The organism is Pseudoalteromonas tetraodonis (assembly GCF_002310835.1).
GTDB lineage: Bacteria > Pseudomonadota > Gammaproteobacteria > Enterobacterales > Alteromonadaceae > Pseudoalteromonas > Pseudoalteromonas tetraodonis.
Genome location: NZ_CP011041.1, coordinates 1,575,981 through 1,593,782, shown reverse-complemented (window position 1 = coordinate 1,593,782; position 17,802 = coordinate 1,575,981). Strand labels below are relative to the sequence as shown.

At 40.6% G+C, this 17,802-nt stretch carries 16 protein-coding genes; 5 read left to right on the top strand and 11 right to left on the bottom strand.

Annotation, left to right across the window (positions count from 1 at the left end):
* Window positions 1-15 precede the first annotated feature (15 nt).
* Together PTET_RS07350 and PTET_RS07345 are read right to left on the bottom strand one after the other, a co-directional pair.
* Window positions 16-1,161, bottom strand: a complete 1,146-nt coding sequence (locus PTET_RS07350) for a GNAT family N-acetyltransferase/peptidase C39 family protein (RefSeq protein ID WP_064663748.1) — start codon at window positions 1,159-1,161, stop codon at window positions 16-18.
* Entirely contained in the window at window positions 1,161-2,555 is a 1,395-nt protein-coding gene (locus tag PTET_RS07345; RefSeq protein ID WP_013464837.1) for a RimK family protein, read from the bottom strand. Before PTET_RS07345 ends, PTET_RS07350 begins: the two co-directional genes overlap by 1 nt.
* A 315-nt stretch (window positions 2,556-2,870) precedes the next feature.
* Between PTET_RS07345 and PTET_RS07340 the strand changes: the two genes are divergently transcribed.
* A complete protein-coding gene (locus tag PTET_RS07340) occupies window positions 2,871-3,206 on the top strand; it encodes a zinc ribbon domain-containing protein YjdM (RefSeq protein WP_013464836.1) in 336 nt (111 codons plus the stop codon).
* A 149-nt stretch (window positions 3,207-3,355) separates the two neighbouring features.
* Here PTET_RS07340 and PTET_RS19205 read toward each other — a convergent pair whose 3' ends face one another.
* The 6 genes from PTET_RS19205 to PTET_RS07310 form a co-directional block, all read right to left on the bottom strand.
* A complete protein-coding gene (locus PTET_RS19205; protein ID WP_231893575.1) occupies window positions 3,356-3,697 on the bottom strand; it encodes a hypothetical protein in 342 nt (113 codons plus the stop codon).
* A gap of 154 nt (window positions 3,698-3,851) precedes the next feature.
* The gene (locus PTET_RS07330) at window positions 3,852-4,400 is read right to left on the bottom strand and encodes a hypothetical protein (RefSeq protein ID WP_013464834.1); all 549 of its coding nucleotides are present in this window, start codon (window positions 4,398-4,400) and stop codon (window positions 3,852-3,854) included.
* Window positions 4,401-4,504: 104 nt separating this feature from the next.
* Window positions 4,505-4,981 (bottom strand): GreA/GreB family elongation factor, encoded by a 477-nt coding sequence (locus PTET_RS07325; protein WP_013464833.1) that lies wholly within the window; start codon window positions 4,979-4,981, stop codon window positions 4,505-4,507.
* A 101-nt stretch (window positions 4,982-5,082) separates the two neighbouring features.
* On the bottom strand, window positions 5,083-6,012 hold the full coding sequence (gene secF, locus PTET_RS07320; RefSeq protein ID WP_013464832.1) for a protein translocase subunit SecF: 930 nt from the start codon (window positions 6,010-6,012) through the stop codon (window positions 5,083-5,085).
* The gene (gene secD / locus PTET_RS07315) at window positions 6,005-7,843 is read right to left on the bottom strand and encodes a protein translocase subunit SecD (RefSeq protein ID WP_013464831.1); all 1,839 of its coding nucleotides are present in this window, start codon (window positions 7,841-7,843) and stop codon (window positions 6,005-6,007) included. The genes secF and secD overlap by 8 nt, the downstream gene beginning before the upstream one ends.
* A 108-nt stretch (window positions 7,844-7,951) precedes the next feature.
* The gene (locus PTET_RS07310; protein ID WP_013464830.1) at window positions 7,952-8,413 is read right to left on the bottom strand and encodes a hypothetical protein; all 462 of its coding nucleotides are present in this window, start codon (window positions 8,411-8,413) and stop codon (window positions 7,952-7,954) included.
* Window positions 8,414-8,525: 112 nt separating this feature from the next.
* Here PTET_RS07310 and PTET_RS07305 point away from each other — a divergent pair, with 112 nt between their 5' ends.
* From PTET_RS07305 to PTET_RS07290, 4 genes are all read left to right on the top strand, one after another.
* Window positions 8,526-10,316, top strand: a complete 1,791-nt coding sequence (locus PTET_RS07305) for an ABCB family ABC transporter ATP-binding protein/permease (protein ID WP_174818627.1) — start codon at window positions 8,526-8,528, stop codon at window positions 10,314-10,316.
* Between the two features lie 195 nt (window positions 10,317-10,511).
* Entirely contained in the window at window positions 10,512-12,590 is a 2,079-nt protein-coding gene (locus PTET_RS07300) for a M13 family metallopeptidase (protein WP_096038408.1), read from the top strand.
* Between the two features lie 198 nt (window positions 12,591-12,788).
* Window positions 12,789-13,502 carry a YebC/PmpR family DNA-binding transcriptional regulator gene (locus PTET_RS07295; protein WP_013464827.1) on the top strand — a complete coding sequence of 238 codons (714 nt, stop codon included), beginning with the start codon at window positions 12,789-12,791 and terminating at the stop codon, window positions 13,500-13,502.
* A gap of 73 nt (window positions 13,503-13,575) precedes the next feature.
* Entirely contained in the window at window positions 13,576-14,853 is a 1,278-nt protein-coding gene (locus PTET_RS07290) for a protein kinase (RefSeq protein ID WP_013464826.1), read from the top strand.
* 46 nt (window positions 14,854-14,899) lie between these two features.
* Here PTET_RS07290 and PTET_RS07285 read toward each other — a convergent pair whose 3' ends face one another.
* The 3 genes from PTET_RS07285 to eda all read right to left on the bottom strand — a co-directional run bounded on the left by PTET_RS07285 (window position 14,900) and on the right by eda (window position 17,792).
* Window positions 14,900-16,024, bottom strand: coding sequence for a sterol desaturase family protein (locus tag PTET_RS07285; protein ID WP_013464825.1), 1,125 nt, complete (start codon window positions 16,022-16,024; stop codon window positions 14,900-14,902).
* A gap of 134 nt (window positions 16,025-16,158) precedes the next feature.
* Window positions 16,159-17,163, bottom strand: coding sequence for a type I glyceraldehyde-3-phosphate dehydrogenase (gap, locus tag PTET_RS07280; RefSeq protein ID WP_013464824.1), 1,005 nt, complete (start codon window positions 17,161-17,163; stop codon window positions 16,159-16,161).
* Entirely contained in the window at window positions 17,160-17,792 is a 633-nt protein-coding gene (eda, locus tag PTET_RS07275; RefSeq protein ID WP_013464823.1) for a bifunctional 4-hydroxy-2-oxoglutarate aldolase/2-dehydro-3-deoxy-phosphogluconate aldolase, read from the bottom strand. Before eda ends, gap begins: the two co-directional genes overlap by 4 nt.
* Between the last annotated feature and the right edge of the window lie 10 nt (window positions 17,793-17,802).

Here is a 17,802-nt window from a genome sequence, read left to right as displayed (position 1 = left end):
TAAAATCCTAATCTATTATTTTTTACCAATAGCAACTGCCGTTCTAAGCCTTTGACTACCAAAAGCCGACATTTTACTAAAATCGCTGCGTGCAATTGGCACATATTGACAGTCAATCGCTAATTGATTGTCGTTACCTGGTTCGCAAAACGGGTCATGTACGTACACACAGTGCGCATCTAAATGAGTAACACATACCCAATGCGGTGATTTTTTTCCATCAAACCGATAAGTGCTTATTAACAGTAACACACTAAAACCTTGGTTTAACCACGTTTCTATATCAGTTAGTTCAACATCTTTATAGGTAACAGGAATATTAGCCGAGGCTATGCCTTCAACAAATTGCTGATGTACTGTCGCCAGCACCGTTTTTTTATTATCACTGCGTACCCCATCTAAAAATAATGGCTCTGAGGTATTAACAATGACCTCACTTTTAAATCCCCGTTTATTTGCAGCCAATGCCAATCCAAACGGATGACAACCGCCATGTCCCGAGGTCATAAAAATGGTGGTGCCTTCACGCCATAAAGCTAATTCATGTGACTGACTCAGCTCTGTGCTGTTATCAAGCGAGCCCATTGCCATTAATAATGCCGCAGGCCCACAGGTAAACTCGGTAGTTTGCTGATACCATGGCGTTAAACGCTCAACTTGCAACTCGCTGGTTTGGCGAATGTTTTTTTGCATGCGCAAGGCATCACTGTGATCATCGTAATAATCACTGTATTGACCAAAAACTCGATACCCTACACTTTTATAAAGCCCTATGGCGCTGTCGTTATTTACTGCCACTTCTAAACGCAAATAAATACGCCCACGCTCACTAGTGGCTTTTTCAAGGGCTTTAAGCAGCGTTTTAGCGATTCCTTTGCCCTGCATCGTCGGTAATACGGCTAACGAATACAAACGCGCTAACCGCGTGCCTTTGTGGCACCACACCAAACCGTAACCACATAATTGCGAATTATGCTCGGCGACTAATAAAATCCCATGTTTAGCACTAAGCCAACGCTTTAAACTTCGCGCACTAAGCTTATCGTTACTAAAGCAGGCATTTTCAAGCGCCACTAAGGCGTTTAAATCACTCGCGCTTGCAGGGCGAATACTAATACCCGCTCCTGCCAAAATCGTCATATCAGACAATGCGTTAAGCATTAGCCGCGACCTCGTGCTTCAAGGCGCTGTTTAAACTCATCCATAATGATCATGTATAACTCATCACCTAAGTAACCATCTTCTACTTTGTGATCAATACTTGGGTTATCGTTTACTTCCAACACATACGCACGGCCTTGATGCTCTTTTACATCCACACCGTATAAACCCTTACCCACGGTTTTACATGCTTTTAAAGCAGCATCCAGTACAGCTTTAGGTAATTCAAACGTAGGCAATGTTTCAAAGCCACCCGAGAAAAAGCGTTTTGCGTCATGGTTATATATTTGCCAATGGTTACGCGCCATTAAATAACGACACGCATAAATAGCACGGCCATTAAGTACCCCTACACGCCAATCGTATTCTGTGTACATGTACTCTTGCGCCAGAACTAGCGCACTTAAAGCAAATAACTCACTAAGCTTAGCTTCTAATTCATCACGATTAGCAACTTTATACACGCCTTTAGAAAACGACCCTTCTGGCATTTTTAATACCAGCGGATAAGTAAACGACGCTTCTAGTTGCTCAATTGTGTCTTTTGATTGATCTGCGACCACCACGGTTTTTAAGCTCGGTACTTTTTGATAATTGAATGCATCATGTAAGTACACTTTATTACAGCATCGTAAAATAGACTCCGCATCATCAATCACCACTAAACCTAGGCTTTGCGCTTTACTTGCAAGGCGGTACGTTGGGTGATCAATCGCTGTTGTTTGGCGAATAAACAACGCATCAAATTGGGCAATATTGTCTATTTCCTCAAAGCTGAGTGCTTTTGCGTTAATACCATGTTTCGCTGCTGCTTTTATAAAACGGGCTATTGCATCTTTATCACTTGGCGGTACTTTTTCGTTATGATCAACCAATATCGCCATATCCCAACGAAAACGGCGCTCTACTTTACCAATACGCCATTGCGTTTGGGTAAACTCATTTAGCTTTTCAATAAACGCAGCATACTGCTGCTCGCTTAGTGACGCTAATGATCCTTGTTGTAATAGGCCTTGCTCATCAACAAATAAAATAGGTGCCGGATATTGTTTAAATACCGATTTAGCGGCTTTAGCTTGTTGATCATTTCCCGCATGACCAAAATAAACAGCACCATCAATATGGCCAATATTTTGTAATGACGCTTGATTGCTTCGAAGCGCGTTAATTGTTTTTACACTCGGTAATACTTGATGCTTGCGCGCCTCAGCAAGTAACGAACAGTAATAGCCTTTACTTAAATACTGGCTAGCATCACATAGGTTTATTATGCGGGTTTTTGGTTCGTTGCGTTTTGGGTAGTCACGCAAATAGGTGTCAAATGTAATGACATTTTCAAATGAAAGAGCAAGCGTTTGCTCATTGTTATCAACCACAATTAAGGTTTTAAACACGACTTTTCCTAGTTAAGTCAAAATATACAAAGCAGCCTTGCTAATCAGTTAGCTCAGCGAATAAAACAGCAAATAGAAACACCTATCGCACTAAGTGCAGCATTTAGCAAATCACTTAATACGATAGGTGCTTTAACGAATATCTACTATAAACGTTAGCGCTTAAATTGCTTAAGCGACAGGTGATTTATATGCCCTTTTTTAGATGCACACAAACGAGATATTTTTAGCGTAAAGATAAAAATTTTTGATGAACTTTTTTATTGCTAATTTGTGTTTTAAAATAGCCAAAATTTAATACTAAAAGTGATCATCATGTCTCTTCCCGCTTGTCCTAAATGCCAATGTGAATACGTTTACGAAGACCAACAGCTGCTTATTTGTCCAGAATGTGCCTATGAGTGGAACCCGAATGTTACTAATGACGAAGACGCTATTTTAGTGAAAGACGCAAACGGCACTTTACTTGCTGATGGCGACAAAGTAACCGTAGCTAAAGATTTAAAAATTAAAGGTAGCTCACAAGTTATTAAAATTGGCACCAAAGCCTTAGTAAGACGTGTACTTGATAAAAAAGATCATGAGCTTGACTGTAAAGTAGATGGCATAGGTGAAATGATGGTGACGGCTAAATTTGTTAAAAAAGCCTAAACCCATTGAGATAAACAATTAAATACAGCAATAACCTGCGTAATCTTGGCGCTTTATTACATTAACAAACTGACATCCACTTTAACTAATCGATTTTCAGCGCCTTTTAAAAAATTTTAAAATCTATATTCAGTTCTCATAGTGGTGTGTTAGTTGTCTAGTATTACTACTTCTGCTTTGTGAAAGTGTGTTTTTGCGCTTTGCAAAACATCGGCAGTAAACTTTGAGTTTGGAACTGGTATATCAATAACATTGCCACTTTTACAAAATAAAGTAACGGTATTTGACGCTAGCTGTATTTTAATTATCGCCCCTTTAGGAATAAGCTGCATTCTACTTTTATTATTATTGAACCAGTGAGGTTTTTTGCAAAGTAGAACGTTTTCTCCAATATCAGAAAAAACACGCTCAGGCCTAAAAGTTAAGTACTTTATAAATAAAGCCGTGAGTAAAACACCCGTAATTGTGACGGTAAAAATCCCTATCTCCATAATATTCCCTTAAATTTATGTCCTTTATTTAACTGCTTATCCGTTAATGATTATCAGACTCAAGCAAATCTTATAAGTTCACGCTATAAATGCCTTAGTTGTGATTGAGTGAAACCGGCTAACATCGAGTTATAAACACTCCTTAACTAGTTTATTATATTAGCTTATTAGATAACACAGTTAATGTTTCATCGTAAGCGCGTTGATTAAAATTATTCGAATGCGAGTTCATAAAACCATGCAAATAATCAACACACTTAGCGGAAACATTAGGCTTTGTTGCCAACTTAGCCTGAAGTGCTTTTACATCAAAATGTTGCTCATAGTGAGGAAAAATTAACTCTATTTCAAATGCCGGGTTTAGCTCAGTATGGTGCCTAATTTGCGAGCTGTAAAAACAAATGCCCTTAGCTATCGTTTTAATCGCCGGATGTGCAGACATTGACCAAATTGCCGATGCGCCAACACTAAAATCAATCAATATGATGTTACCAGCGAGTGGTTTAATCGCTTTTTGTAAAATAGCGACATACTCATCAAGGCCAATATGCTGACTAAAATACTCATAGGCCTGCTGTTCACTGTTAAATGCCAAATCCACCCCGCCATAGGGATCGACAATAGACTGAGCGTTTAGTTCTTCAGCTAATGCTTTTAAAGCCGCTGTTTTACCAAATATATCACTAACCAAAACTAAGTTCATAAACGGCTCATCTCTAATTTTATTCTATAAGTTTCAGGCAATTATTTAACAAAGAGGCCTACGAGATGCTGCGTCTCAGCGTAAGAGACAAATAAATACTACATTCAAAGCACTTTAACCACATCGTAACTATGTTTTACATCACCGAGTGTTAAACTAACTTCATCATCGACTTGTTTACCTAATAACTGTTGGCCTAATGGTGCACCAGAGGTAAGTACTTGAATAGTTGTGCCTTTAATATCAACGGTTAATCCACCAGCTGCAGGGCCTAAATAAAACCATTTTTGTGTGCCTGCATCATCTTCTAAACACACCAATGAACTGACTGCTATTGTGCCTGTAACGACGTCGTTGTAGATGGCTTCAAATAGTTGTATTTCTTTATAACACTCATTCACCCGATCAGCGTGACCTTGCGCTAAATACGCAGCTTCAAGCCCGAGCGTATCATATTGAGTTTCTGCAATACTTTCTTCGTGGGTCGCGGTATCGTGGGCTGTTTGAGCTGCAATTTTCGCAGTATTAAGCTGCTCTTCTAAGGCAAAACGCAGGTGCTCTGTAACATGGGCTTTATTCATTTGGAAATTCACTAAATACGGTAAAATAATTTTGCCATTTTAGCATTGTTGCTACACCTAACACTATCCCTTTGCTGTGTAACAACAATGCTGATTTAAGCCTATGGCATATCCATTAATGCCTGCGTTTGCTGATCCACTTGCTTATCGTAGTTTTTAGCACTTAACCCAAGTAGCTCGGGTAATGTTGCAGCAATACAAATGGACGATAACGTGCCTACGACTATTCCTGCAAACAGAGCAATTGCAAATCCCTGAAGCGGCGCCCCTGCTAACAGCCAAACACTTGCCACCGTTGCGAGCGTAGTCCCGGAGGTAATAAGCGTACGAGTTAAGGTACTTTTAATAGCACTGTTGATAATACTGCTTGGTTTGAGTGTGATGTTTGTTGGTATGCGCAACAGCTCGCGCACCCTATCTCCAACTATTATTGAGTCATTTAATGAGTAGCCAATAATCGCCAACAAACTGGCTAAAACAGTTAGGTTAAACTCTATTTGTAACCATGCAAATAAGCCAACCACCAGCACTAAGTCATGAAATAAAGCCACCACAGAGCCTAATGCCAAACGCCATTCAAAACGAACAGCTAAATAAATCATTACCGCGACCATCGCAGCAAATAATGCTAAGCAGCCTTGTTCAAATAGTTCATCACCCACTTGAGAGCCAATATATGCCGATGATAAAACCTCAGCATTTATAGTTGGGTTTTGGCTAATAGCCGTTTTCCAGTCATCGTTATTGCTTGTATTATTGGGGCCTTGTGTTAGTTGAAAATGATTATTGCCCTGTGCTGTTAGCTCAAATTCACCCTGATGATTTTTTGCAATAAATTGCTCAAGCTGTTTTAGTTCAACACCTTGGCTGGTGGTAAACTCTGTTAAGTATCCACCCGTAAAATCAAGGCCAAAGTTTAGCCCTTTTTGTGCAATGGTGAATACCGACAACAACACAAATATGGCGCTGATCAGCATGCCTGTATAACGTATACGAGACCCTGCCTCACATTTTAAAAAAGAATTAAGCATGCGCGTTTACTCCTGCTTTTTTACCCAGCTTTAAATATAAGCTTTGGCTTAAATATTTCGATACATACACACCAGTAAATACCGATGTGATAAGTCCCAGCGCCAGCGTTATAGCAAAGCCTTTTACAGGGCCATAACCTATGCCATATAAAATAATCGCGGTGATCATCGTGGTAATATTGGCATCTAAAATCGTATTCGCAGCTTGTTTATAGCCCTCTTGTATCGCTTGATATGGAGGACGTCCTTTGCGGCGCTCTTCTTTAATGCGTTCAAATATAATCACGTTAGTATCAACTGCCATTCCTATGGTTAGCACCAAACCTGCAATACCAGGAAGTGTTAAAACCACCCCAGGTAATAATGACATTAACCCCACTAAAGACGTTAAATTTAAAACTAACGCAACATTTGCAATAAGCCCTAAACGACGATACCACAGCGCCATAAAGGCAAGCGTTAACCCCATGCCTAACATTAACGCCGCCAATCCATTGTTAATGTTGTCTTGGCCAAGGCTTGGACCAATAGTTTGTTCATGTACTATGGTTACTGGCGCCGTAAGCGATCCTGCACGGAGTAATAGCGCTAAATCGGCAGCCGCTTGCTGGCTTTGCATATTGGTTATACTAAAGCGTGAGCTTAAATGCTGGGCTATATTCGCCACATTAATGACTTCGCTTTTTTTAACCACTTCACCTTTAGCATTTTGTGAATACTCTGAATAGAGCGTTGCCATCGGCTTGCCTATATTCGCCTTAGAAAACGCCGACATAGCATCGCCACCTTGGCTATCTAGGCTCAGTTGTACTAAAGGTTTACCCCAGTCATCACGGCCAATATTGGCATTATTAATGTGCTCACCAGTAAAAATAGGCACAGGGTCGAGCTTAATAGTCCCACCCGATTGCAAATTAAATGTTTGTCCGCCAATCTCTTTAAGTTGATAAAACCCAAGTGACGCGGTAGCACCAATAATACGTTTTGCCTCGGCTGGGTCTTGGACGCCGGGTAGCTCAATGCGAATGCGCTGCTTACCTTGGCGCTGTGTAACCGCCTCGGTAATTCCTAACTCTTCAATGCGTGAGCGAAGCGTAGTGAGTGTTTGGCTCATGACTTGTTTATCAAATGCGCTGCGCCCTTGCTCAGAATAACTCACTTTAACGACCTGTAAGTTGCCATGAGTTGATGTGGTTAAAGTTAGATTTTCAAAGCGGCTTTTAAGGTCGCTAATAACTGAGGTTAGCTTTTCAGCTGCATTTTCTAATGCACTTATTTCAAAGCCTTGGTTAGTTTGCTTTGCTTTAACACCATAGGCTTTTTGTTTAACAATAATGGCTTTCGTTTGCTGGTAAGCACTGAGTAATTGCTCATCAATGGCTTTATCTAAATCAACATCAAGTACAAACAATACTCCGCCGTTTAAATCAAGACCCAGCTTTATGGGCGATAGACCAAACTCTTGTAACCAAATAGGGCTGGTTGCATGTTCTACAATTTTAACTTGTGTGTTTGGGTAATTCGATTTTATAGCCGCTTGAGCTTGGGCACTTTGCGTAGGTGTATTTAAAAGCACATTAATTGTTGCTTGGTTTTCTACCCCTTGGCTGACCTCAAACCCTTGGCTATTTAAAAAGCGCACTATGTTTTCAGTACTTGGTATTGCTTGTGTTTTAACCTCAGGTGCGGCACTAATATGCAACCACGATTTATTCGGGTATAAATTAGGTAAAGCGCTTATTGCCAGTAAAACCAATACAACCAACATGGCTACATAGCTTAATTTAAATTTAGCCATAAATGGCTTTTTTTGTTTTTTAAAACTTAACATAGTTGTTCCTTATTACTAGGCATAGCTCAGTAACGTACCTATTAGGCACAATTAAAATTAAGGTCAAAACGCGATGCGTTAAAACCAATTAACGATAATTAAGGAACTTTAAGCGTGGTAGGTGGTTACAGCGGTGTATAACAGATTCGCATCTTTCCAGCCGCTCAAGCGCGACTTTTTACTTTTAAAAACCCAAGTATACCAAGGCTGATTTATGGTGACTGCTTGCGGTCGCAAAAAAATATGCCTACACCCATTTAGCGCAAAAAACTCATGCACTACATCGTATTCAGGATCGCCCTGCGCACTGTGTAAAAATAAAAATGAGTTATTGGCTGTTAGCCTAGGTTGATGCGCAGCAAACTCAGAATGCTTTGAGTTTTTATGCTGTAAATTACCTAGCGATTTTAACGGTGTGGGAGCGTTAGTTAAATTTTCGACATTAACAACATGGCTATAACTGCTTTGGTTACTGTTTAATTCGTGCTTTACGCCCATAGCATGGCTTTGCACACTAAAGAGTGCAGCAAAAAACAAGCAAGTAGCTAAAAAAACGCGAAATTTTAACATCTGTCATTTAAAACTAAAATAAAGGATAGCTAGTATATAAGGGCAGCTAATTAAAATACAATAGCCAACATTAAGCTATTTCATTTATATAAAAACAATACTGAGATCCTCGATGCGCTCCAGACAAAGTTCAGTAAAACGCCCCGACGCTATGAATTTAAAACAAAGCATTCAAACTCTTTGGCCTTATATCACTAAATTTAAAGGTCGTGTGCTGATTGCCATATTAGCGCTAGTCGGTGCTAAAGGCGCGACATTGCTCATGCCATGGGCTTTAAAAGAAATAATTGATGCGGTTGATAAATCAATTAACCCGCTACTGCTCGTCCCAACCTTATTACTCGTTATGTACGGCGCACTGCGATTTGCCAGCGTGTTTTTAGGTGAAGTACGCGATGCTGTATTTTCTCGAGTCACCGAGCATGCCATGCGTGATATTGGCCTTAAAGTATTTAAACATTTGCATTCGTTAGATTTAGCCTTTCATTTAGACAGACAAACTGGCGGTATAAGTCGAGACATAGAGCGCGGCACCAGTGGTTTGAGCTTTTTAATGCGCTTTTTAATGTTTAATATTGTGCCCACGTTGTTTGAAATAATGACCGTGGCGATTATTTTTGGCACCTTATTTTCTATTTGGTTTGCGCTGATCACCCTACTTGCTGTGGCTATTTATATCTTTTTTACCGTGGCAGTTACCCAATGGCGAAACCGCTTTATTCGCGAGTCAAATGCTGCCGACAACCAAAGTAACACAAGCGCCATCGACAGCTTATTAAATTACGAAACCGTTAAATACTTTAATAACGAAGAGTATGAAGCTAAAACTTACGATACGTTTTTAGCAACCTGGGAACAAGCACGATTAAAAAACAGACTCTCGTTACTGGCGCTAAATTCAGGGCAAGCACTCATAATTGCCTGTGCAATAACCGCATTAATGTGGCTTGGCGCAAGCGAAGTTGTCACGGGCGAGTTAACGATTGGTGAACTGGTGATGATCAATGCGTATATGATTCAACTCTTTTTACCGCTCAACTTTTTAGGGTTTGTGTATCGCGAAATACGCCGTGCCCTCACCGACCTTGAAAACATGCTCGGCCTGCTTAATACACAACCTAAAGTGGCGGATGCTCATGAGGCTAAAGAATTGGTCATTAAACAAGGTGAAATTAGCTTTGATAAAGTAAGCTTTCACTACGACAGTAAAAGGCCTATTTTAAAAAGCATTAGCTTTAATGTTGCTGCCGGCTCAAAAGTCGCGATTGTGGGTGCAAGTGGTGCAGGAAAAAGCTCATTAGCCCGATTACTGTATCGCTTTTATGAGCTGTCATCAGGCACTATTAGCATAGATAAACAAGCAATTAATACAGTTACTCTTGCAAGCTTGCGTAAAGCCATTGCGATAGTCCCCCAAGATACTGTGCTGTTTAATAGCACCATCCGTGAGAATATTGCCTATGGCAGACCCTCAGCAACTGAAGATGAAATAAATAAAGCAATTAACATGGCGCACTTAACCGACTTTATAAATAGCTTAGACAAAGGCGATAAAACCCTCGTGGGTGAGCGTGGGTTAAAAGTCTCAGGGGGTGAAAAACAACGGATTGCCATTGCCCGTGCTATTTTAAAGCAATCACCCATCTTAATCTTTGATGAAGCAACCTCTGCGCTCGACTCTCATGCAGAGCAAGCTATTTTAAAAGCAATGCGTGAAGTGGCAAATGATCACACCAGTATTGTTATTGCACACCGACTTTCGACCATAACCGACGCAGACTCAATTATTGTTTTAAAAGCTGGTGAAATTATTGAACAAGGCAAACACCAAGAACTACTAAATCAAAACGGTGAATATGCCCGTATGTGGGCATTACAGCAAAAGCAGTCAAAGGCGCAATAAACTAAGCCGCTCAAGAACGATTTAAGTAGTTGAGTGTTTTTTTGCTATTTTGATAGTATTTTATTCATCTTATCGACCGGTACGGTTATTCACCTCAAAAGGTTTGTTTGAAGTGAAGTTATCAATACAATCAAATAGCTATTTTTATAACAAAAATATAACGAATTAAATAACGTGAATTCATAGGGGAAAGTAATGAAAAAAAGTTTAATTGCAGCGGCACTCGCCGCTACATTTATTACCGGCTGTTCAGAGCCACAAACTACAAAAACTGAGCAAGTCGCAGCAGTCGCTGAAAAACCACAAGCAACTGAGCAAGCTGAATTAGGCACTTTTGGGGTTGATTTAACTGCCCGCAATGAAGCTGTAAAACCAGGCGATGACTTTTTTATGTATGCCAGCGGTTCATGGTACGACAACTACGAAATGCCAGCAGATAAAACACGCTATGGTGCGTTTTCTGCGTTAGCTGAACGCAGTGAAGAGCGTGTAAAAGAAATTATTGAAGATATTGCAGCACGTGAAAATTTAAATGCAGAAGAGCAACTAGTTGCTGATTTTTATAATTCGTACATGGATACCGACACGCTAAATAAGCTCGGTGTGACTCCCATTAAGCCATTGCTTAACGATATTAACGCTGTCGACTCAACTGATGACTTAGCAAAAATCTTTGGTAATTCATGGCTCACTGGTGTTAGCGCCCCAATTGGTGGTGGTATGTGGTTTAACCGCTTAGATCCTAATAAATACGAAATGTCGTTAGGTGCTGGTGGTTTAGGCTTACCTGATCGTTCATATTACCTTGAAGATGCAGAGCGTTTTGTCAAAACTCGTGAAGCGTATGTTGCACATATTGCCGACATGCTTAAATTTGCTGGTGTTGAAAATACCACTGAACGTGCACAAGCAATTTTAGCGCTAGAGACAAAAATTGCAGAAGGTCATTGGCCACGTGAAAAACGCCGTAATCGTGACATAACGTTAAACCAAATAAAACGCGACGAGTTAAGTACTCAGTACCCTGGATTTAATTGGGATTTATACTTTGCGCAAACAGGTTACAAAGTACCGCAGCTAAACGTGTCGCAGCCTGAACCTGTAAAGGCCATGATTGATTTAATCAACAACGAAGATATAAGCGTATGGAAAGACTACCTAACATATCATGCAATTAATGGTAACGCTGGGCTGTTGTCAGAAGACATATTTAACACCAGCTTTGCTTTCTTTGGTAAAGAGTTAAATGGTCAGCAGGAGCCTCGTCCGCGCTGGAAACGTGCGATCAGCCAAATGTCAGGCACTAGTTCACTAGGCTTTGCGATTGGTAAAATTTATGTAGAACGTTATTTCCCTGAGTCATCAAAGCAACAAATGTCTGAGCTGGTTGAAAACTTACGCACAGCCCTTGGCGAGCGTATTGATAACCTAGATTGGATGGGCGCAGAAACAAAAGTGAATGCGCGTGCAAAATTAGCGGCGTTTGTGCCAAAAATTGGTTACCCAGATGAATGGCAATCTTACGAAGGCTTAAGCATTAGCAAAAATGATTTAATGGCTAATGTAAAAAATATGCGTGAGTTTTTCCAAGCCGATAGCGTTGAAAAAGAGCTTAAGAAAACCGACCGCAATCGCTGGGGTATGACACCACAACGTGTAAATGCTTATTACAATAGCTCATTTAATGAAATTGTATTCCCTGCCGCTATTTTACAACCGCCGTTTTTCGATCCAAATGCAGATCCTGCGGTAAACTACGGTGGTATTGGTGCCGTGATTGGCCACGAAATGGGCCATGGCTTTGATGACCAAGGGTCAAAATCAGATGCTAACGGCATACAACGTAACTGGTGGACTGACGAAGACCGTGCTGCTTTTGATGCTAAAGCCGACAAACTGGCGGCTCAGTACAGCAAATATGAGCCAATTCCAGGTAACTTTGTAAATGGCCGCAACAGCTTAGGTGAAAATATTGGTGATGTAGGTGGTTTAGCCATGGCTTATCATGCCTACAAACTAAGCCTAAATGGTAAAGAAGCCCCTGTGATTGATGGTGTAACCGGCGATCAACGTTTCTTCTTAGCGTGGGCACAGGTATGGAAAGAAAAACGTACTGAGCAAAGCATGTTAAATCAATTACGTGGCGGTACGCATGCGCCAGGTCGCTTTAGAGCACAAGCTCCTCGTAACCACGACGCATGGTACAAAGCATTTGATGTAAAACCAGGTGATGAGTTGTACTTACCAGAAGACGAACGTGTTCGTATTTGGTAATCCCCTGACAAACGTTCATCATTTGTAACGAATAAACAACCCGCTTCGGCGGGTTGTTTTATTTTCCATTCATAATAACTGTTCCCCCCGTTACTTAGTAATCAATCTCAATACTTACTAGCCCTGCCCGGCATTTACCTTTAGAATATGGGCTTGCAAATTTTTTCAATTATTTATACATATTAAGGCGAAACGCAGATGGGAAGAGCTTACCAAAACAAAAAAGATTCAATGGCTAAAACTGCGGGTGCTAAAACTAAAGTTTATTCAAAATACGGTAAAGAAATTTATATTTGTGCAAAAAACGGCGGTGTTGATCCAGACGGTAACCTAGCACTGCGTCGTTTAATTGAACGCGCTAAAAAAGACCAAGTACCGGCTCACGTAATTGAACGCGCCATTGATAAAGCCAAAGGCGGCGGCGGTGAAGACTATGCAGCTACGCGCTACGAAGGTTACGGCCCAGGTAATTGCATGATTATTGTTGACTGTTTAACCGACAACAACAAACGTACCTTTGCTGATGTACGTGTGTGTTTTACTAAAGCAAACGCTAAAATTGGCGCACAAAACTCGGTATCACACTTATTTGATCACCTTGCTATTTTTGTATTTGACGGTGACGACGATGAAACCGTACTTGAAGCGCTAATGATGGCTGACGTTGATGTAACCGATGTAGAAGTAGAAAATGGTAAAGTGACGGTATTTGCTCCACACACTGAATACAACAATACGCGTACCGCACTTGAAGAAATGGGTGTGACAGAATTTGACGAAGACTTAATTGCCTTTGTACCCCAAGTAGAAGCCCCTATTGAAGGCGAAGATGTAGAAGTGATGGAACGCTTTTTAGCCATGCTTGAAGATTGTGACGACGTACAAAACGTGTACCACAACGCACAATTTTAAACGTTAAAGCTTAATCGTGTTTAAAGGCCAACTTAGTTGGCCTTTTTATTGATTTTAAAATGGATTATTAATTTTGAATACCCTTTCACAACTTCGCAGCGGCCAATTACTTGGTGCAAAACACCTACAATTAGTTGAAGCGCTAAGCCACTTTCCAGAGGAAATTTTTACCCTCGCGGATACCCTTGAAGTCTTGGATTTATCTAATAACAATTTATCTGATTTACCTGATGAATTTGCCTGCCTAACAAAATTAAAACGACTGTTTTTATCGTTTAATCAGTTTAAACATATACCTAAAATACTCGCTAAGTGCCCTGCTCTGACAATGGTTGCATTTAAAGGTAATCACATCACTGAATTTGCAGATCACTGCCTACCTAAAACGATTGAATGGCTTATTCTTACAGATAATAAAATAGCTAAGCTGCCTGCAACATTTGGCCAATACACTGCGCTTAAAAAGCTGGCATTGGCAGGTAATCAGCTCAGTGAGCTACCAATAAGCATGGCAAACTGCCATAACCTAGAACTAGTTAGGCTCTCTGCAAATCAGTTAACTCAAATTGATGATTGGCTATTTGAACTACCAAAACTGACTTGGCTTGCATTTGCAGGTAATTGCTTTAATAAATCACAGTGCCTTACCCAATCAAATTTAGCCAATAAACCACTGGCAGATTACTCGCTCAGTAAAGTAATAGGCCAAGGCGCATCAGGGATTATCCATCTTGCTTATTCAACGAATAAAGAGCCGGTTGCTGTTAAGTTATTTAAAGGGACTATTACAAGCGATGGTTACCCGCTGGATGAAGTTAATTGTTGCTTGCAAGCGCTTGAGCATCCAAACTTAATTAAAGTACTGGCTTACATTGAACAACAGCAACAGCTTGGTTTAGTGATGGAGTTAATTGATACAAGCTATACAAATCTAGGCTTACCGCCCAGCCTTGATACCTGTACTAGAGATACATTTGAAAGCGATTGCCACTACTCTACCCACGCAATTTATGCCATAGCGCAGCAAATGGTTAGCACTGTGGCCCACTTGCACCAGCACAATATAAGCCATGGTGATATATATGCGCACAATACCATGGTTGACCCGCACGCGCGTGTGCTGTTTGGGGATTTTGGCGCGGCCACTGATCTTACTATGCTCAGTGACTATCAACGTCAACAAATGCAGTTAATAGAAGTGCGTGCTTTAGGGTGTTTAATCGAGGATTTACTCACAACCTGCCAAGAGCAAAACGCTGAAGTCATGCACTTAAAACATATTGCGCAGCAATGCATGAGCGAAAATATCACACAGCGGCCAACACTTAGCGCATTAGCTGACTTTTTATAGTGGTTATGCGGCCATTAATATTATGGCCACAAGCTAAAATTGAACACTATTTTTGTTTTTTAAACGGGTAAATTTGTTGCTTTAGCATACCTACAGGCATGTAATCACCCACAACCCCATATTCTTTAGGCCACTCTGCTTGCCCTTTTACTGCAGAGCCAAACAAGTAATCTAAAAACGAAAAATGGGCTGCATAATTTCTATCAATTGCGGCTTTATCGGATGCGTGATGCCAATGATGAAACTGCGGTGTAACTATAAAATACTTTAACCACCCAAATTTTACATTTACGTTGGCGTGATTAAATACCGCTTGAAAGCCTACAATAATCACGTACAAACTAATAATTTGCTGTGAAAAACCCAGCACAAATATAGGCGTTAACACTAAACTACGGGTAACCAGTATTTCTAAAATATGCTGACGAGAGCCTGCTAACCAGTCCATTTCTTTGGCACTGTGGTGCACACCATGAAATCGCCATAAAAAGGGGACTTCGTGATACGCACGATGTGTCCAATACTGCATTAAATCAGCCACCAAAATAATTAAAAATAGCTGCAGTATAAACGGCATTTGCGCTATGTAACCTTGTAATGTGCTCGACACCGCCCAACCAAAACCATAATGAACAAAATGATTAGTAACCAGTAATACAAAGCCCACTATTAGATGATTGACAAAGAAATGGTTTAAATCCCCGCGCCATTCACTACGCAGTATTTTTTGCTCTTTTCGATGCGGAAGCAGTTTTTCAATTAAAATAAAAATTAAGGTTGAGCCTAATAAGTCTAATATAAACCAGTCTAAGCCAATATATGGGGTGTTATCGGCAAAGTCATTCACTTCAACATTCGGGCCGCCAAAGCCAATTGCTAGTACAATAAAAAACCACGCAGTCGCCCCCAAGCGCTTATTGGTATTTCGTACAAAATTAAGTAAACCCAGGCTTCCTGAAATAATAAGGGCAACAAACATAAGTTGACGTAAAAACTCGACGCTATAACTTTTACGCAATTCTGGAGTCGTTAAATATTCAGGGAAGTGGAATGCAAGCACTCCCAAGCAACTTAATATCGCCAAAAAGCAAGCAATGTAACCGCTGATATTACCCTCACCAATTTGCAGGTGACTGGTGCGAAATATTTTTTTAGTGACGTGTTTTAGCATTATTTTCCTTAATATAATATGCAGTCCCTATTCTAGTGCGCATATTCTAGCAAATTTTGGGCTAACTAAAACACAAAAAAAGCCACGCAATGCGTGGCTTGGCTGGATAAAGCTAAATTAACTACACGGAAAATTTATAAATAGGCACCCAGCGCTTTAACTTGATCTAACATGCGGTTTGAGAAACCCCATTCGTTGTCGTACCACGCCATTACTTTAACTAATTTACCATCAGCACGCGTTTGCGTTGCATCAAAAATAGATGAAGCTGGGTTATGGTTAAAGTCGATAGAAACAAGCGGCAGCTCGTTGTACTCTAAAATACCTTTCATTGGCCCTTCTGAGGCTGCTTTAACCACTTGGTTAATTTCTTCAATGCTTGTGTCACGTTTAGCAATAAACGTTAAATCAACTAACGACACATTAATTGTAGGTACACGTACCGCCATGCCATCTAGTTTACCGGCAAGTTCAGGCAGTACTAAACCAACCGCTTTTGCAGCGCCCGTTTTAGTTGGGATCATAGATTGAGTCGCACTACGCGCGCGGTATAAATCTGGGTGGTATACGTCAGATAAGTTCTGATCGTTGGTATAAGCATGAATAGTAGTCATGCTACCTTGTTCAATCCCTACCGTATCGTTTATTGCTTTGGCTACTGGCGCTAAACAGTTAGTTGTACACGACGCGTTTGAGATGATATTGCTATCGGCATTAATTACATCGCTATTTACACCGTGCACTACGGTAGCATCCATATCTGTACCAGGTGCCGATACCACTACTTTTTTAGCACCGGCTTCAATATGCTTATTAGCCGCTTCGCGTGACGTAAATAACCCTGTACATTCAAGTACTATGTCAACGTTTAACGCTTTCCACGGTAAATTAGCAGGATCGCGTTCTTGCGTTAAGGTGATCACATCATCGCCAATTAACATGGTGTTGTCTTTAAGCGTTACTTGCTGTGAAAAACGACCATGTACTGAGTCAAACTGAGTCAGATGAGCATTTACATTGGCTGGGGCTAAATCGTTAATAGCCACAATTTTAATTTCATTATTTTGCGCTGATTCATACAGTGCACGTAATACATTACGACCAATTCGGCCGTAGCCATTAATTGCTACATTAATCATTTTTGACTCCTATTAACTTCACATGCTTGGCGAGCAAGCGTTTCAATAGCTTGCCAGTCTTTATTTTCAATAAGTTGCTTATCTAACATCCAGGTACCACCTACACAAATAACATTGTTAAGTGCTAAGTAATCAGGTGCGGTTGCTAAACTAATGCCACCGGTTGGACAAAAAGTAATATCAGGTAATGGGCCGCCAATAGATTTAAGCATGGCAGCACCGCCTGCAGCTTCTGCAGGAAAAAACTTTAAGAACTTAAAACCATGAGCAGCTAAGTTCATCACTTCGCTTGGGGTCGCTGCACCGGGTAAAAATGGGATAGTAGACTCTTTTGCCAGCGCTAATAACTCATCGCTAACACCTGGGCTTACCATAAAGTCAGCACCCGCCTCTACTGATGCGTTAAAGCTTGCTTTATCAACCACAGTACCTGTACCAACATAAGCTTCGGGCACTTCTGCTTTCATTAGTTTTACAGCCTCAGCTGCAATGGGTGTACGCAGTGTAATTTCAAGTGCTTTTAGGCCACCGTTATATAACGCTCTTGCAAGTGGTGCTGCATCTTCTAATTTTTCGATTACCACCACTGGCACTACCGGTGCCGATGCTAAGATTTTTTCAATACTCATTACTTGTTCC

Bases quoted from the DNA above. Each gene is read 5' to 3' on its own strand.
- PTET_RS07350 (WP_064663748.1), bottom strand. From the start codon at position 1,161: ATGCTTAACGCATTGTCTGATATGACGATTTTGGCAGGAGCGGGTATT.
- PTET_RS07340 (WP_013464836.1), top strand. From the start codon at position 2,871: ATGTCTCTTCCCGCTTGTCCTAAATGCCAATGTGAATACGTTTACGAA.
- PTET_RS19205 (WP_231893575.1), bottom strand. From the start codon at position 3,697: ATGGAGATAGGGATTTTTACCGTCACAATTACGGGTGTTTTACTCACG.
- PTET_RS07330 (WP_013464834.1), bottom strand. From the start codon at position 4,400: ATGAACTTAGTTTTGGTTAGTGATATATTTGGTAAAACAGCGGCTTTA.
- PTET_RS07325 (WP_013464833.1), bottom strand. From the start codon at position 4,981: ATGAATAAAGCCCATGTTACAGAGCACCTGCGTTTTGCCTTAGAAGAG.
- secF (WP_013464832.1), bottom strand. From the start codon at position 6,012: ATGCTTAATTCTTTTTTAAAATGTGAGGCAGGGTCTCGTATACGTTAT.
- secD (WP_013464831.1), bottom strand. From the start codon at position 7,843: ATGTTAAGTTTTAAAAAACAAAAAAAGCCATTTATGGCTAAATTTAAA.
- PTET_RS07310 (WP_013464830.1), bottom strand. From the start codon at position 8,413: ATGTTAAAATTTCGCGTTTTTTTAGCTACTTGCTTGTTTTTTGCTGCA.
- PTET_RS07305 (WP_174818627.1), top strand. From the start codon at position 8,526: ATGCGCTCCAGACAAAGTTCAGTAAAACGCCCCGACGCTATGAATTTA.
- PTET_RS07300 (WP_096038408.1), top strand. From the start codon at position 10,512: ATGAAAAAAAGTTTAATTGCAGCGGCACTCGCCGCTACATTTATTACC.
- PTET_RS07295 (WP_013464827.1), top strand. From the start codon at position 12,789: ATGGGAAGAGCTTACCAAAACAAAAAAGATTCAATGGCTAAAACTGCG.
- PTET_RS07285 (WP_013464825.1), bottom strand. From the start codon at position 16,024: ATGCTAAAACACGTCACTAAAAAAATATTTCGCACCAGTCACCTGCAA.
- gap (WP_013464824.1), bottom strand. From the start codon at position 17,163: ATGATTAATGTAGCAATTAATGGCTACGGCCGAATTGGTCGTAATGTA.
- eda (WP_013464823.1), bottom strand. From the start codon at position 17,792: ATGAGTATTGAAAAAATCTTAGCATCGGCACCGGTAGTGCCAGTGGTG.